Source organism: Portibacter lacus (assembly GCF_021533215.1).
GTDB lineage: Bacteria > Bacteroidota > Bacteroidia > Chitinophagales > Saprospiraceae > Portibacter > Portibacter lacus.
Genome location: NZ_JAJNKA010000004.1, coordinates 148,054 through 163,842, shown reverse-complemented (window position 1 = coordinate 163,842; position 15,789 = coordinate 148,054). Strand labels below are relative to the sequence as shown.

At 37.0% G+C, this 15,789-nt stretch carries 14 protein-coding genes; 6 read left to right on the top strand and 8 right to left on the bottom strand.

Features of this window, described 5'->3' with window-relative positions:
• Positions 1-192 precede the first annotated feature (192 nt).
• Positions 193-516, bottom strand: coding sequence for a TfoX/Sxy family protein (locus L2586_RS08245; protein WP_235292395.1), 324 nt, complete (start codon positions 514-516; stop codon positions 193-195).
• A gap of 158 nt (positions 517-674) precedes the next feature.
• Here L2586_RS08245 and L2586_RS08240 point away from each other — a divergent pair, with 158 nt between their 5' ends.
• The 5 genes from L2586_RS08240 to L2586_RS08220 all read left to right on the top strand — a co-directional run bounded on the left by L2586_RS08240 (position 675) and on the right by L2586_RS08220 (position 4,712).
• A complete protein-coding gene (locus L2586_RS08240) occupies positions 675-1,355 on the top strand; it encodes a 3-keto-disaccharide hydrolase (protein ID WP_235292394.1) in 681 nt (226 codons plus the stop codon).
• Between the two features lie 169 nt (positions 1,356-1,524).
• The gene (locus tag L2586_RS24645; protein WP_235292393.1) at positions 1,525-2,250 is read left to right on the top strand and encodes a T9SS type A sorting domain-containing protein; all 726 of its coding nucleotides are present in this window, start codon (positions 1,525-1,527) and stop codon (positions 2,248-2,250) included.
• A 168-nt stretch (positions 2,251-2,418) separates the two neighbouring features.
• Complete coding sequence (locus L2586_RS08230) at positions 2,419-3,291, top strand: bifunctional 5,10-methylenetetrahydrofolate dehydrogenase/5,10-methenyltetrahydrofolate cyclohydrolase (protein ID WP_235292392.1); 873 nt, start codon at positions 2,419-2,421, stop codon at positions 3,289-3,291.
• On the top strand, positions 3,292-4,113 hold the full coding sequence (prmA, locus tag L2586_RS08225; RefSeq protein WP_235292391.1) for a 50S ribosomal protein L11 methyltransferase: 822 nt from the start codon (positions 3,292-3,294) through the stop codon (positions 4,111-4,113).
• A 32-nt stretch (positions 4,114-4,145) separates the two neighbouring features.
• Entirely contained in the window at positions 4,146-4,712 is a 567-nt protein-coding gene (locus tag L2586_RS08220; protein ID WP_235292390.1) for a hypothetical protein, read from the top strand.
• A 127-nt stretch (positions 4,713-4,839) separates the two neighbouring features.
• Here the strand turns inward: L2586_RS08220 and L2586_RS08215 are convergent, their stop codons facing one another.
• From L2586_RS08215 to L2586_RS08195, 5 genes are read right to left on the bottom strand one after another with little or no spacing between them, the layout of a single operon-like run.
• Positions 4,840-5,406 (bottom strand): Maf family protein, encoded by a 567-nt coding sequence (locus L2586_RS08215; RefSeq protein WP_235292389.1) that lies wholly within the window; start codon positions 5,404-5,406, stop codon positions 4,840-4,842.
• Positions 5,399-6,331 carry a UbiA family prenyltransferase gene (locus tag L2586_RS08210; RefSeq protein WP_235292388.1) on the bottom strand — a complete coding sequence of 311 codons (933 nt, stop codon included), beginning with the start codon at positions 6,329-6,331 and terminating at the stop codon, positions 5,399-5,401. Before L2586_RS08210 ends, L2586_RS08215 begins: the two co-directional genes overlap by 8 nt.
• Entirely contained in the window at positions 6,325-6,831 is a 507-nt protein-coding gene (locus L2586_RS08205; RefSeq protein WP_235292387.1) for a KdsC family phosphatase, read from the bottom strand. The genes L2586_RS08210 and L2586_RS08205 overlap by 7 nt, the downstream gene beginning before the upstream one ends.
• On the bottom strand, positions 6,813-7,058 hold the full coding sequence (gene iscX, locus L2586_RS08200; RefSeq protein ID WP_235292386.1) for a Fe-S cluster assembly protein IscX: 246 nt from the start codon (positions 7,056-7,058) through the stop codon (positions 6,813-6,815). Before iscX ends, L2586_RS08205 begins: the two co-directional genes overlap by 19 nt.
• Positions 7,059-7,070: 12 nt before the next feature.
• Positions 7,071-7,412 (bottom strand): 2Fe-2S iron-sulfur cluster-binding protein, encoded by a 342-nt coding sequence (locus L2586_RS08195; RefSeq protein ID WP_235292385.1) that lies wholly within the window; start codon positions 7,410-7,412, stop codon positions 7,071-7,073.
• 391 nt (positions 7,413-7,803) lie between these two features.
• Between L2586_RS08195 and L2586_RS08190 the strand changes: the two genes are divergently transcribed.
• Complete coding sequence (locus tag L2586_RS08190) at positions 7,804-10,431, top strand: AAA family ATPase (protein WP_235292384.1); 2,628 nt, start codon at positions 7,804-7,806, stop codon at positions 10,429-10,431.
• Between the two features lie 472 nt (positions 10,432-10,903).
• Here L2586_RS08190 and L2586_RS08185 read toward each other — a convergent pair whose 3' ends face one another.
• Entirely contained in the window at positions 10,904-12,523 is a 1,620-nt protein-coding gene (locus tag L2586_RS08185) for a TonB-dependent receptor (protein ID WP_235292383.1), read from the bottom strand.
• Positions 12,516-15,626, bottom strand: coding sequence for a tetratricopeptide repeat protein (locus L2586_RS08180; protein ID WP_235292382.1), 3,111 nt, complete (start codon positions 15,624-15,626; stop codon positions 12,516-12,518). The genes L2586_RS08185 and L2586_RS08180 overlap by 8 nt, the downstream gene beginning before the upstream one ends.
• Between the last annotated feature and the right edge of the window lie 163 nt (positions 15,627-15,789).

The following is a 15,789-nucleotide window of genomic DNA, read 5'->3' as shown; positions in this document are numbered from 1 at the left end:
TGCTCTTTTTTCTGAATTATTTCTTTCTGGCACAGTACTTGTATTTTAACAGATTGCAATTAGTTGTTATTTGATTATAACAGTTTAGACACAAAAAGTTGTTGTCTAATTTTAAGGTTTAAGCGTATGGCTTCCAGAGATGGGGGCCTTTTTTTTGCCTAAAATGAAGCTTGAAGAACAATCGATGTTAAATTATTTCGATGCTTGGATAGACTCATTTGCCCAAGTAACAATATGCGAATCTTCTTCTAATATTTCCTCAGGAACCGTATAGTAGGGCATTCTGCTGTGTTTTATTGATCCTTTTCTAATATATTTTTGACTTAATTCTGGTGTTGCCTTGAAGAAAATTTCACCTATAGCATTTACGATTCCAAACATCTTTCCTTCATGGAAAATACCGTAACCACCAAACATTTTCTTGGCAGTGATGCCTTCTATTAGATCTAGTTGCTCAAGCAGAAATATTTGAGCATTTTCTGAATCGCTTGTATGTTTATCACCTTTGATGCCCATTGCTTTGAATTTAAATTAAAATTGAAATAAGGTAATATAAGCTATTTAGAGCAAAAGTCAGATTTAGAATTTCTTGCTTTGATTTCGAATTATTCAAATGCTTTTTCTGTTGATTAGCCCAATTTATATAAAGCAATGCTTACATTTAAGGAAAAAAAATGCGTTTCCTACTTCTCTTGTTGATTTTGATATTTATAGGCTGTCATTCAAGTAAAAAGACCATTGACCTTTATAATGGAAAAGATTTTACTGGCTGGCATATAGATGTGCCTGATATGGATACAACTGACGTGGAAAGTCCATTTATTGCTAAAGAGAATAGTATTATTACTATGGGCAATCCAAGAGGTCACTTGATCACAGACGCTGAGCACAGTAATTATAGATTAGAGGTTACTTATAAGTTTTTAGGAGAGCCTGGGAACTGCGGAGTTTTGCTTCATGCCTCTACGCCAAGGTCTTTGTATGATATGTTTCCTAAATCTATAGAAGCACAGATGATGCATGAGAATGCTGGTGATTTTTGGGTGATAGTGGAAGATATTACAGTAGATAATATGGTGGAAAGAAGGGGGCCGAAGGAAGAGTGGGGGAACACTAAAGGGATGAAGAGGAGGATTCTTAATCTCACCGATGGGTCGGAAAATCCGCTCGGGGAATGGAACACGATGGTGGTGGAATGCTTTCAGGATAAAATCAAAGTTTGGGTAAATGATGACCTTGTCAATTATGGCTATGATTGCTCCGTAACGAAGGGGCAGATCGCATTACAGTCTGAAGGCGCTGCAGTTGAATTTAAAGATGTGAAATTGACACCAATAAAGAAGCTTAGTGATTAGAGAAATATCTTAGCATATAATTTTTGACAATTCAAACATCTTAATTAATCTTTTCTAAAAGTCAAGTTAGTTTTTGCATTATAACCGACATAGTAGGGGATCGAGTAAATTATTTGGTCTTATATAAAAAGGATTATTTATGCAATTCCATGACCTGAAACCAATATTAGTGGCATTTGTAATTTTGATTAGTATATCATTTACATCTGCACAATCAAATTTTTTAAGCACTGGTGGATTTCTTTTCGCCAATGACAGTAACCTGAGTGATCCTAACGGAAAAGCGGCGGTTGATGAAAATGAGTTAGAACTATTTGCTGCTTCGAGAATGCTATCGACTAGCTCCTCTACTATGATCCCAGTTGAATTGAATCACTTCGAAGTGGAAGTGATCAGTAAGCAAGAAGTGATGGTGAGATGGATGACGAGTCTAGAAATAGAGAATGATTTTTTCGAAATAGAAAAATCTGAAGATGGTGTGAATTGGTATGCGATCGGCGAAATGAATGGAAAGGGAACCAATTTCGAACATGCTACTTATATGTTTATAGACAAACATCCAAAGCTAGGACGCTCGTTTTATCGAATAAAGCAAGTCAACTTTGACCAAGATTATGCTTTTTCTAATGCGGCATATGTAAATATTCATACCGATGATTTCCAAATTTTTCCAAACCCAACACGAGACAAAATCTTTTTATTTGTAGGGCATTATTCGAAGGATCTGAAATTCGAAATCAGAGATATTATTGGAAATATTCATTTTAAAGGAGACTTAACAAGTATAGAAACTGAAATCAACGTTTCGAATCTTATTCAAGGTACTTACTTATTACAGATTGTTTCTGAAGATGGGCACTACAGAAAGCCAATGGTTTTTGTGAAAACGAAGTAGGTCAATAAATAGCTAATTAAGATCTAAATTATACCTATTTTTCTTGTAGGTAAAATAAAAGGTTATTCGATGAGGTAGACTTAGCCGCATTTTCTCAATTTAATAATGATATTTTAATTCATTTTTGACTTTGTATTTCTTTTCTTTGCAGAAGAATAAAACCAGATTATGAAACTCATCGATGGAAAGCAGCTTTCCCAAACCATTAAGGAAGAAATTAAATTAGAAGTTGACGAGATCAGAGCGAAAGGTGGAAACATTCCGCATCTTGCTGCAGTCCTTGTAGGTGATAATCCTGCGAGCCGATCATATGTCAGAAATAAGGTTCGTTCTTGTGAATTTGCGGGTTTCGAATCTACCTTGATTCAGAAAGATGCAAGCATTTCCGAAGAAGAATTACTTGAAATCATTCAGGAATTAAATGAAAATGAAGATATAGATGGCTTCATCGTTCAATTGCCATTACCAGATCATATCGATGAAACGAAAGTTACGCTAGCTATAGATCCAGCTAAAGATGTTGATGGTTTTCATCCGATCAATTTTGGAAAAATGGCGCAAGGTTTAGATTGTTATCTTCCAGCGACGCCATATGGTATATTGCAAATGTTAGAGCGCTATAATATCGAAACTTCAGGGAAGAATTGCGTGGTTGTAGGAAGAAGTAATATCGTGGGAACACCAATGAGTATTTTACTTTCTCGGAAGGCTAATCCAGGAAACTGTACTGTTACATTAACGCACTCAAGAACCAGAGACCTTGCTGGAGAAATATCGAGAGCTGATATTGTTATCGCTGCAATCGGAATTCCTAATTTTGTAGGTGCGGATATGGTGAAAGAAGGCGCAGTAGTAATCGATGTAGGCATTAATAGGGTAGAAGATGAAACTAGGAAATCAGGATACAGATTAGTCGGAGATGTTGATTTTGATGCAGTATCAGAGAAAGCTTCTTACATTACACCTGTACCAGGTGGTGTTGGTCCGATGACGGTTACCTCTTTATTGTTGAACACCTTAAAAGCTTCTAAACTCAAATAAATGAAGCAATATGTATCTATAATTTTTAAGCTTAAGGACGAAATTCAGAGAGCAGTATTGAATTATAACTTGAGCAACGCTGGAGTTGAATCTATCGAAGAAAGAGAAGATGATGTTATAGCTTATTTCGGAGTTGAGGAATGGGAAGAAGCAAAGTCGGAATTGGATTTAGATGGGATTGATTACGAAGTAGTTCTTGTGAAGAATGAGAACTGGAATGCTAAGTGGGAAGCTAGTTTCGAACCTGTTAATATAAATGATTTCTGCTATGTTCGAGCACCCTTTCATCCAGAATCTGAGAAAGCAGGACTGATCGATATTATCTTAGAACCTAAGATGGCATTCGGGACTGCTCATCATGAAACCACCTATATGATGATGTCGGAGATGAAAGAAATCAAATTCGAAGGGGAATATGTTTTTGACTATGGTTGCGGAACTGCAATTTTATCTATCCTTGCTGAAAAACTAGGCGCATCGGGTATTTATGCCATTGATATAGAAGAAAATGCAGTTGAAAATGCCAAGTACAACGCTGAAATTAATGGATGTGAAAAGATCACATGCGAGCAAAAGACACTAGAGGAAACAGATGAGTTCGCTTATGATATTATTCTTGCGAATATCAACAGAGGAGTGCTATTGAACTCTGCGAAACCATTGAAGAATTATCTGAAGCCAGGAGGTGTTTTGCTGTTATCTGGAATACTAAGAGAAGATGAGGATTTGGTTTTAGACGCTTACAAGGCTGAGGGTTATACATTCGTTCATTCCATTCAGAAAGGAGAGTGGAAGTGTGTGAAGCTTTCTGTATCAATTTAGAGAATTAATATACTGGAGTAATTTCAAAATCCATGAAAATATCGATCTTATTTATTCTAATGTTTGCATTTAATTTTAGTTTCTGTCAATCAGAAACAGGCGCTGTGCAATTTTGGGAAAAGCTAAACACTTATTGTGGGCAATCATTTGAAGGAGAAATAACTGCTGGAGGAAAAGAAGGTGATGGTTTCGTAGGAAAGAAATTACTAATGCATGTTAGGTCTTGTGAAGAAAACCGAATTCGAATACCATTCTTTGTTGGAGATGATAAATCAAGAACATGGGTTTTAACTTTAGCGGATAATATATTGAAACTGAAGCATGATCATCGGCATGAAGATGGAAGCCCAGATAAAGTGACCCAATACGGAGGTAGATCGACAAATTCAGGATTGCCAGAGATTCAGTTCTTTCCAGCGGATCAGGAAACTAGTGATTTGATTCCCGCTGCATCTACTAATGTATGGTGGATTACGGTAGATGAGAAATCGTTTACATATAATCTGAAAAGAGTGGGCACCGATAGAATTTTTAGTGTCAGTTTTGATACAACGAAACCAGTTGAAACTCCTTCGGCACCGTGGGGTTGGGAAAAATAAACGATTTAGAGAACAAGTGAAACTTAGTTGTCGGGGTGTGACCAGGACAAATTTCAAGTGCGCTGCATACTTCATCTAGCTCAGGAGCAACGATTAACCACATTTCATTAGAGTCTATCAATAAATTTTATAAAGTGTCCCAGTTTTTTACTTTTTCATATACCGTGTGAATCGGTAAACCCATAATATTGAAATAGCTACCTACGATTTTCGTAACGGCAACCATTCCCAGTCCATCCTGGATTCCATAGGAACCTGCCTTATCAAATGGCGATGCAGTGTTAATATATGCTTCGATTTCCGACGCTGAAAGTGAGGCAAAATGAACCTCAGATACATCAGAAAATGAAATCGTCTTACTTGCAGATTTTATGCAAACTCCTGTGATGACCAGGTGCTTTTGGCCAGATAATTTTTCAAGCATTGATCTAGCATCATCCTTATTTATTGGCTTCCCTAGAATTTCATCTCCAAGAATAACAATGGTGTCCGCAGTCAATACTAATCCATCTTCTGGAATCGTAGATAACGCATTGGCTTTCAGCGTAGCAAGGTATTCGGCAACTTCGCCAGCAGGTAGAGTCTCTGGATAAACCTCCTCAACATCTATTGAAATTAACTCATACTCGAATCCTGCATTGCTGATTATTTCCGCTCTTCTAGGTGATTTCGATGCTAGGAATATTTTATGCATAATTCATGTTAAGATGTACTAATAGATATACGAGCCCAAAGATCATTATAAATTTGATTTGTCTACTTAGGATGATGTATTTGGACTTATGTCGTTCAGCTCGGTTAATTTTCCAAAATAAATAAGTAATGGGAAGGATAACAATGAGGATGAAGACTGTTAATTCTATACCTGAAGTATATATTTCTTTAAAGAAAAGCCAGATGAGTGTCGTAATGAACAAGACTACGGTAAGTACTTGGCTAACTAAATCTGCTTTCTTCAGTCCAAGTGCAGTTGCTAGTGTCAATATTCCTGCTCGCTGGTCACCTTCTAGGTCTTCCGAATCTTTGATAATCTCTCTAATCAAATTGGCAAAAAAAGCAAATATGGTAAAGGACAAGATGACAGAATACACAGATAAGTAAACGGATGGAACCTCATCATACAATTCACCAAATGCATTAGATTCAATAATTACAAATATGAATGGTACCAGGCCAATTAAAAGAGAAACCACAACATTTCCCATTAATATAGTAGACTTGAAATACTTAGAATACATCCACAAAATTAGGATGCAAACACCGCATAACGCAAGGATATTAAAAGACTGGGTCTTGTAAAAGATAAAGATAGCGCAAGCTAAGGCGAGAAAGTTTAGCAACAAATAGAGTTGCCTAGCTGTCTTTAACGAGAGTTGGTGGCCGATGACTTTTTTGTCAGGCTTATTAATTTCGTCGGTATAGATATCCTGCATATCATTAATCACATAACCGCCAGCAGTGACGAGCAATGTCATTAGCATCAGCAAAGTAAATAGGAAGTTGTTTAAAATAGGGGAAACTTGATTAGCAAGTAGGACAGGTTGTACTAGGAAAAACCAAAATATTATTTGAGTAATTCCGATGATAAATAAATTCGCCGGCCTGACGATCTTTACCATTTGTCTTGACTTCTCATAACGCGTTCGATAATATCACGGACACAACCTTTTCCGCCTTCATATGGAGAAATGTATTCACATTCGTCTAGTAATTCTGGAACTGCATCGGCAGGACAACACGATAAATAAACAGCTTTTAAAACATCGAAATCAGGTAAGTCATCGCCAACGAATAGACTTGTTCCTGGATTTATTTTTCCAGCGGCCACCATGTCATTAAATAAAGCCATTTTATCTTGAACACCAATGTGTACTTCGCTCATACCTAACTTTCTGAGTCGATCCTCTACACCTTTAGACGTGCCTCCAGAAATTACAATCAGTTGATAACCAGCTTTTACAGCCTTCACGCCAGCATAGCCATCTTTAGTATTCATCGTACGAAGTAATCCACCATCTTCTGTAATCAGAAGATCGCCATTTGTCCATACACCGTCTACATCAAATATGAGTGTATCTATTGATTTGAATTTGTCAAAAACTACTGGTTGTCTCTCCATTCGTAAACCCATTTTGCTTGGATCTGCTCTAGGTGAGCTTCATTACATTCTTCTCGAAGACCCTCGAAATTAGGTAATTCTAACACCCACTCAATTAATTCTGTAAATCGGATTCTGTAAATTTTACTTTCCGTAAAATCATCACCAAATTTATCATAAAGCTTCATTGCTACATCTTCATGATCCGCCCACGAATAGGGCATGTCATCTAAACTTTCAAATGCCATTGATATCTTATTTTAATGTTCGTGGCCAATAATTTGTTTTTGATCAGGGATCTGAACTTCTATATCTGCATCATTATTTAAAATGACACATTGACAAGCTAATCTTGATTCCAGCCTTGGATTGATTGCTCGGTCAATAAAGTCTTCCTCCTTATCAGAAATCTCCTCTATATCATCTTCCCCTTTTTCAACATAAATGTGACAGGTGCTACAAGCACAAACTCCGCCACAGTTATGGTTAAGATGAATGTCGTGATCTTCCGTAAGTTCTAGGATTGAATATCCTTCCTCTGCATTTTCAACAATTTTCGTTGGAATGCTTTTATCTTCAAATGTAAATGTTATTCTTGCCATAATAGTATAGCCGCAAAGCTATTATAATTTTTTGTACTATACCTAGGAACACCGAAGAAATTAGAATTGTTTCACTGAAGCCGATAAATCAGTTATTTATAGCATTTATTCAATGAATTACAGCCGAAAGCAACTTTTCTGGAGGACAAAAGCTCTAGTAGCAGAGCTAAATATTCAAGTTTTTTTAGATCGAATACAGTTATTTTGATAAGAGGTAATTGGAAAATGAGACACTCGTAACCACCATGATTTATTGATGTTTTATCTTTTTGAAGTCGGATAAGTGTGTTTTTTGAATCAAATAATTAAATGTTAAGGTAGGTCTCCTTAGAAACAATAAATTGGCAAGAATGATTATTATTTATTAAATTATCATTTGAAATGAAATTCCATGGCAGAAACGAACGAAACAAAAGGAGCGCTGAAATATAAGTTTAGAGAACTTATGGTTTACGCTTCTACGGAGTGGTTAGCAGATAATAAGAAGAAATATCGTCAAGTATTTGACAGGTATGAAACATCCTATATTTATGCAGAACTTTCCTTCCATAATAAGGAGTTTGATCGCTCTGTGTGGGAAGTGGGAATTCAACTAAAATGCTTCGATGTTATTAATAATACAAAAGAGGTATGTGCTTTAGATTTCAAGCGCAAAGTGAGCAAGTATGACAATGTTGTTTACATTCGAGAAGGCTGGGGAAATAAAAAAGAAGGCGTATTCTGGAAGAAAGGAACTTACTATTGGGAAGCTTGGATAGATGGTGAAAAAGTAGCTACAAAATACTTTTATGTAGAAGATGTCGGGGCGAAGGTCAATGGAAAGGAGAACTTGTATTTCGATCTAGAGTCGCTAAAGTTATACGAAGGAAAGTATGATGACGTGAATGAACCCGATCGAACTTATCTAACTGAGTTTTCTGGAGAAGAGACACGTTACATTTACAATGAAATTTTACTAAAAAATAAGAATCAGCACGAAGAATGGCATTGTGAGCTTTTTGCTAAGTTCTACAATGAGGCTCGGGAGCTGAAAGGTCAAGTTACCAGACTTCAGACGGTTAAGAAAGAGGACGAATTTGTGAAAATTAGTGCAGGATGGGGATCGAATGTGAAAGGTTCGTGGCGAGATGGTGCATATACAGTCGAACTTGTATTCTTAAATAAACTGGTCGCTGTGGTGCCGTTTACAGTCGGTGAGAATTTTGAGGAAGGTGTTCCGATGGTTCAGTTGCCATATACTAGAGAACCTGTGATCTTAACACCTGGTGTAGAGGAAAACCAAACTTTCGAAGAGTTAATGGTCAAGCTGGATGGATTGATTGGCTTATCTCATATTAAGAAGCAGGTGCGAGAGCATGCACAATACATCAAGTTCCTACAGCTTAGAAAGGAGAAAGGTTTCCTCGAAAAAGATGATATCAATGTTCATTCGGTTTTCAAAGGGAATCCGGGTACAGGAAAGACGACTGTTGCTAGACTAATGGGGCTGATTTATAAAAAGATGGGCCTACTTACGAAAGGCCATGTTCATGAAGTAGATAGGGTAGATCTGGTAGGAGAATACATCGGACAGACTGCTCCCAAGGTTAAAGAAGCTATTGAAAAAGCAAGAGGTGGTGTGTTATTTATCGATGAGGCTTATGCACTTGCAAGAGCAAATGATGATAGCAAAGATTTCGGAAGAGAGGTTATCGAAATTTTGGTGAAGGAAATGTCTAATGGCGAGGGCGATATGGCAGTAATCGTTGCAGGTTATCCGAAGGAAATGGATCACTTCATTGCTTCGAATCCTGGATTAAAATCTAGGTTTAAGCTGTTTTATGAATTTAAAGACTATTTGCCACAAGAGCTTTCTCAGATTGCGGAATATGCTTGTATAGAGAAGGAGGTAGTGCTGAGTGAAGACGCAAAAGAAATCATAGATGATTTGATTGTTTCTGAATTTAGAGATAGAGATAAGACATTTGGAAATGCAAGGTATGTATTTGATTTGATAGAGAAAGCGAAGGTGAATCTTGGTCTTAGGGTGATGAAAGGAAAGACGAATCAACTCGATACTGTGGCTTTATCTTATATCATAGGTGATGATGTGAAAGCAATTCAAGAGGAGGAGGCGATCATTAGACCAAATATTCCGATAGATAAAGTGTTGTTGACAACTGCTCTTGATGAGTTAAATAGTATGATCGGTATAGAAGGTGTGAAGAAGCAAATACGAGAGCTTGTAGAAATCGTTAAGTATCACAAGGAAAGTGGAAAAGATGTGCTTAATAATTTTTACTTACACACAGTTTTTGTAGGTAATCCAGGAACGGGAAAAACGACGGTGGCTAGAATTTTGACGAAGATTTATAAGGCCCTTGGAATTCTGGAACGCGGTCACATGGTGGAGACGGATCGTCAGGGATTGATCGCTGGATTCGTAGGACAGACAGCGACTAAGACAGCGGAGAAAATTGATGAGGCGATGGGTGGTGTCTTATTTATAGATGAGGCATATGCACTTTCGAATTACAATGGACTTCAAGGAGATTATGGAAATGAAGCGATTCAGACTATTCTCAAAAGAATGGAAGATCATCGAGGAGAGTTTTTCATTTTTGCAGCTGGGTATCCTGACAACATGGAAGTTTTCTTAAAGGCGAATCCAGGATTGAATTCTAGATTTGATAAGATTCTAAGGTTCGACGATTATACGCCGACTGAGTTGTCGATGATTGCGATGAAAATGATCACCGACGATAATTACCATATTACTCCAAAGGCAGTGAAATTGCTTTCTGAGAAATTAGAGTATGCCCATAAATTTAGAGATAAGTTTTTCGGGAATGCGAGAGATGTTCGGAATGTTGTGCTTGAAATCGTTAAGAATCAAAATTTAAGATTGTCTTCTCTTAAAGCGGAAGATAGGCCGAAGAATGGTCGGGCGCAGATTATTTTTGACGATGTTAATAAATTAAACTTGGAGGAAGAGATGAAGGTGTTTAATCGACCGACGATCGGCTTTAAGAATGATTGATCAATGTGAGACTTCTTGCTAAATGAGAAGGGGAGGAGTAGAGGTTTCGGAGGAGTCAGCTCAGTGATCCCTACATTTACGATATTCTGGTAAAGAAATAGGTCCCTAGAATCAAGGAGTATTCCGGGCTCCAGTAAACTTAATTTTCAGGCTCAATGATCTAACTTGCCTACAGTTACGATATTCTGGTAAAGAAATAGGTCCCTAGAATCAAGGAGTATTCCGGGCTCCAGTAAACTTAATTTTCGGGCTCAATGATCTAATTTCCCTACATTTACAATATTCTGGTAAAGAACTGGGTCCCTAGAATCAAGGAGTATTCCGGGCTCCAGTAAACTTAATTTTCGGGCTCAATGATCTAATTTCCCTGCATTTACAATATTCTGGTAAAGAACTGGATACCTAGAATCAAGTAATATTCTGGGCTCCTGTAAACTTAAGTTCGGGCTCAATGAACTAACGTCCTAATTCTCTAAAATCTCACTTTTAATCCTCCCTGTATATTCAATCCAAAATTCGAATAGTCATACCATTGCTGATACTCACTTCCTAGTAGATTATTAAATTGGACATAAAGAGAAAACTGATCATGAATCTTATAATCCGCATGAAGGTTTAAGTCCAACATATACGGTAATGTTTCATCCTCGAAATCATCATTGAATACATTGACACCATCTCGAATATAAAGCGAAGGATTTATGGTCAATTTCTGATCCAATAAATAGTACTTTAAGCCAAAATCAAATTGATAAGTTGGAATATGGAACAAGTAGATATCATAGTCTTGAATTCCAAAATGAGCATTCATTTCAAGTTGATCGCCGAATTTATACTCTGCATTGACATCAAATTTTAAAACATTCGCAGAGTCCTTTTGAATAACAAATTGTCTCAATCCTAATTCATTGACTTGATTTCTGAACATGACAAGGTCAGCAACAGAGCCGTAACTCACCTTAGCATCATAATTTAATTTTTTGACCGTTCCTTTGAATCCTAATCCGTAAAAATTATGAACGGTGTTACCTAGATCAGGAACAACCGAAGCACTCAAGTAAGGATTATATTCGACTAAACTCTTCATATGGTTTTTCTGTAAATTTCCATTCCAGAACGCGTAGGGTATTAGCCCTAGATCAAACAAACTATAGCTGATCTCAACATCTGGTAAATAGTACGTTTTATCCTTCGCGAAAGCAAAATCTACCCCAGCACTGAATCTAAATTGCTCATTATTATAAGCGAACCCAGGTTTAATGTGGTAGTTGTTAATGCTTGTAGATCCAGTGTCTATAATACTCGTAATATCCACAAGTCCGTCCAGAGATATGTTGAATTGTTGATTGATGTTTTTTTCAATTCTTGCATCTACCTTAAAGTTGTTTTCGTCCAAATTTTCGTCTCTCAGAGAAACATTCTTAAAGTCAAATCCTAAGTTGTAGTTGACATCATATTCATTTTCCTCCGCATTATATAAATTGAATCCAAAACCATAATCTGCAATTGTTCTGAAATATGCTGTTGTATCTTCTGGCACAAAATCTAATGGTGAGCCATAAAAACCGATGTCTTTCTGGTGATAACCGATATTTGCTCCGAATGCTACTAGCGCATTAAAATTATGATCAATTCCAATGTCCGCAATAATTTGCTGACGCTTTTGGAAGCGTTCGGCCTTGTTTTCCATCGTAAGGTAGTCTGCATTGACCGTAAAACCAGTTTCGTTTCTTGTGACAAAGTGATAACCTAAACCTGCATCTAGAGTGTTGAGATTTCCACCTCCTGCTCTCACAAAACCATTGTATTTGATAGGTTTGGCTTTAGCAGGGATGGCTACTGGTCGTATGACCGGATCCAAATATGCCAGTTCGATCGGTCTGATATTGACCGAATAATTGAATTTTTCTAATACCCGCTGCGCTGGCGGTTCAGGAAGTGTATTTACTTTTCTAGCATCTTCTAGTCTTGCTTCGAATTGCTTAATGACTTCTACTTGTTCAGCAGGTAGATTCTTAATAGAGTCAGGTGTCTGAGCGTTCAAACATTGACCTACAAAAACAAAAATACCTATCCAGATTATCTTATTCATTTGCTCCAATTGTATCGAGTTTAATTGTTTCCGTTGTATCTTCTATTCGATTGGCCTCTTTTTCCTTTCGGATAATAATTTCAAGTTTTTTCTTCGCTTCTGTAGTTAATTCTTCAGATTCAGGGAAGTTTTCGATGACCGCTTCGATGGCTGCTTTCGCATTAAATAAATCATCCTTTTTAATCATGATATCCGAAAGAAGGATTAAATTTTTCGCCACCCAATAAGGATATGCTGTTGAATTACTAACCGTTTCTAAGGTAATTTCCTCGGCCTCATCAATTTTGCCTTCCTTGAATAATATGTCATTCAGTAGGTACTTCGCTTCTGCCGCATTCTCATTGTCTACTAGTAGAACAACTTGCTGGAGATTCGCTTTCGCACCTGCCCAAGATTTATTAGCATAATTCATTTTGCCCGAAAAGAAATTAGCCAATGCCTTGTCTTCTTTTCCCGCTAGTGGATTATTAATCACCTTACTGGACATGGCTAGAACCGCATTCAGATCACCGAATCGATTCGCTGAACGAAGTGCGCCTACTTGTGCTTCATATTGTAGCAGTTTATCACTTGTGACATCTTGCAGCAAATTGTAATAATTGAAAGATTCTTCGAACTTCTGAAGATCATTGTATGCAATCACTGCTGCTTTGTAAATGGCATCCTCGTAGTAATCGCTCTGTCCTGCATTAATTACTCGATCATAATCGGGCAGTGCTTTAGCGTAATTATTCAGAATGGTATTGCTTTCTGCTCGATTATAGATGGCCCGAAGTCGGTTGATTCCATTCGGAAACTGATCTATGTATTTCGTATAAGAGTCTATGGCTTCGATGTATTCCCCATTTTCGAATCGACCTTGGGCAGCAATATAGGTTAAGGAATCTCTTTCTAGAGAAGTCATCTTATACCCAGTAGACTTTTCTACGATACTTACGAATTCATCAGCTTTTCCTAAATCCTGAATGTAGATTTCCTCCAAGGCAACCAATGCTTCTTGCGCTTCACTTTTATTGGGATTATTCTTGAAAATATTCGTGTAATATTCGATTGCTTTATTGGTGTCTCCTTTATTATAAGCGATTAATCCTAGTTTCAATAAAGCTCTAGTAATCAATGGCGAGCGACCGTTAAAATTGAATATTTCTAGGTAAGCAAGTTCTGCTGCTCTAGCATTTCCGAGCATCAACTGAGTTTCTCCAATCTGGAAGAAGGCGTCGTCTCTGAAAGAAGAATTAGGAACAACTTTGTTCAAGTCATCAAGCAAAACGATCTTTTCATAAAAATTTCCTTGGAGGCCTTGTATCATACTTAATTGAAAAAACGCATAATCTTGTCCAGGAAAATCGATCTTAGATGCTTCTTGATATTGCTCAGATGCCTTACGGTATTGATTAACTGTGAAATAACAATCTCCCATTCGATTCAGAATATCGGCATACATTCTACGCTTTCTGATATCATTGCTGGTTTTGTAATTCTCAACCTTCATGATGGTTTTACTCTGATTAAATCGGTCAAGAGCAGAACTGTAAGACTTAAGTTTCAGATGGTTATATGCTTGAATGTAATTCGCTAATAACGGACTTGCACTCTCTGGAAGTGGCGAAGTCATATTAATCAAAGTAAAGTATTTATTAAGGTAGTCAATACTAGAGTCGAACTTTCCTTCTTGGTGTGAAATGTCGGCAATGTGAAAGTAAATGATTGCACTATAATATTGATCTACTGGTGTCGAAGCGGCTTTAAGCAATGTTTTCTTTGCCAATGTTTTCTGACCGTCTGTGATCAATTGAATCCCTCTTTCCAGAATGACTTTCTGATATGCTTTAAGAATTTCAGGCGACTTGCTTTCCATAGATTCGATCGTCTGAATAACCATGGTATAATCCTTCGATGATTCGAAAAGCGAACCTAGAACAGCCTGGGCTTGCGTGTAATCTCTTGCCGAAGGTGGAAGTGAAATCAACGAAGAAATAGCTGCTCTATCATAACCTAATTCTGCAGACAGTTTTCCAAAGTTAAAGGTTGCCTCTTGTTCCATGTCTAGATTTAGGTTGTAATCCATCACGTTTTTAAAGGAGACTCTTGCTTCTTCTTTTTGTCCAATTTTCAAGTATGAATCAGCTAAGTAATGATTACTTACTTGACCGAGTTTAGAATCGAGATTGCTTAATTCTTTGAAGTTCTTCGCTGCTTTTTCAAAGTAGCCCAATTGGTATTGAGTAAAAGCTAGCTGATAGAAATCTTCCTTACGCATCTTTCTTGACTGCGATTCATAATATTCTAGATGAGGTAATGCAGCTTGATATTTATTAAGAATAAAATATGTTTGTCCAAGAATGTATCTTAATTCCTTTACATTCTGAACGTCCGGATTATTCAGCTGGGCAGGGACATATTCTGCAATATCATCGTATTTTTTCTCAGCAAAGTAGATTTGCGCAATGTAGTACGGGATTCTAGTCTTGTAATCAGGGAAGTTCTCCAGTACAAAAAAATACTCGATGGCTTTATCATATTCTTCATTGAAGAAATGGATCATGGCCATATAGTAATAAGTAGGGTAGTAGTAGTCGGTATCTTCACCTAAAATAGGATTAAAGTTTCTCTGAGCAGTCTCGAAATCCTTATTGATAAAATGACTATAGCCGAGATTGAATAGGACTTCCGCTCTATCCTCCTTGGATAGTTTATTGATCCCGATATAATTATAGTATTCGATGGCTTCCTTATAAAGCTTCTTTTCGAATTTTAGATCGGCAATTTCTTTCACTGCCTCGAAAGCTAGTGGATCTGGTCGATTGCCATAGTAGAAATCCATGATCATTTTTTCAGACCCTGGAAAGTTTCCTCTTAGGGCAGACTTGGCTTCCATGAATGAAGACTCCGTCTTTAAGAATTGAGACCTTTCATCAAATTGGGTAATGGAAATCTTTCGGGCTTCTGCAAATTTCTTCATCGCTAAACCATAGTTAGCGTGATTGAAGAGGTCCATACCTTCACTGAAGTATCGATCAGCTTGGGTATAAGTAGCAGTAAGTTGTCCGTTAACCAGCAAGCTGGAAAGTAAACATATCGTTATAGCAATGCATCGAAGCATAAGTATCGTTCTTTAATATATTAAAACTATTTTTAATGTGTAAAGATTGCTATAAATGTTGAATTTTTGTTTGAAAATGTGCTAAAAGTGGGGGAAAAGCGCAAAGAATTAAGGAGATTATATAAACGAGGCAGATTAAAGCTTTATTATCTATCCAGATTTT

Bases quoted from the DNA above. Each gene is read 5' to 3' on its own strand.
- L2586_RS08230 (WP_235292392.1), top strand. From the start codon at position 2,419: ATGAAACTCATCGATGGAAAGCAGCTTTCCCAAACCATTAAGGAAGAA.
- prmA (WP_235292391.1), top strand. From the start codon at position 3,292: ATGAAGCAATATGTATCTATAATTTTTAAGCTTAAGGACGAAATTCAG.
- L2586_RS08180 (WP_235292382.1), bottom strand. From the start codon at position 15,626: ATGCTTCGATGCATTGCTATAACGATATGTTTACTTTCCAGCTTGCTG.
- L2586_RS08205 (WP_235292387.1), bottom strand. From the start codon at position 6,831: ATGGAGAGACAACCAGTAGTTTTTGACAAATTCAAATCAATAGATACA.
- L2586_RS08215 (WP_235292389.1), bottom strand. From the start codon at position 5,406: ATGCATAAAATATTCCTAGCATCGAAATCACCTAGAAGAGCGGAAATA.
- iscX (WP_235292386.1), bottom strand. From the start codon at position 7,058: ATGGCATTTGAAAGTTTAGATGACATGCCCTATTCGTGGGCGGATCAT.
- L2586_RS08220 (WP_235292390.1), top strand. From the start codon at position 4,146: ATGAAAATATCGATCTTATTTATTCTAATGTTTGCATTTAATTTTAGT.
- L2586_RS08245 (WP_235292395.1), bottom strand. From the start codon at position 516: ATGGGCATCAAAGGTGATAAACATACAAGCGATTCAGAAAATGCTCAA.
- L2586_RS08185 (WP_235292383.1), bottom strand. From the start codon at position 12,523: ATGAATAAGATAATCTGGATAGGTATTTTTGTTTTTGTAGGTCAATGT.
- L2586_RS08210 (WP_235292388.1), bottom strand. From the start codon at position 6,331: ATGGTAAAGATCGTCAGGCCGGCGAATTTATTTATCATCGGAATTACT.
- L2586_RS08190 (WP_235292384.1), top strand. From the start codon at position 7,804: ATGGCAGAAACGAACGAAACAAAAGGAGCGCTGAAATATAAGTTTAGA.
- L2586_RS08240 (WP_235292394.1), top strand. From the start codon at position 675: ATGCGTTTCCTACTTCTCTTGTTGATTTTGATATTTATAGGCTGTCAT.
- L2586_RS08195 (WP_235292385.1), bottom strand. From the start codon at position 7,412: ATGGCAAGAATAACATTTACATTTGAAGATAAAAGCATTCCAACGAAA.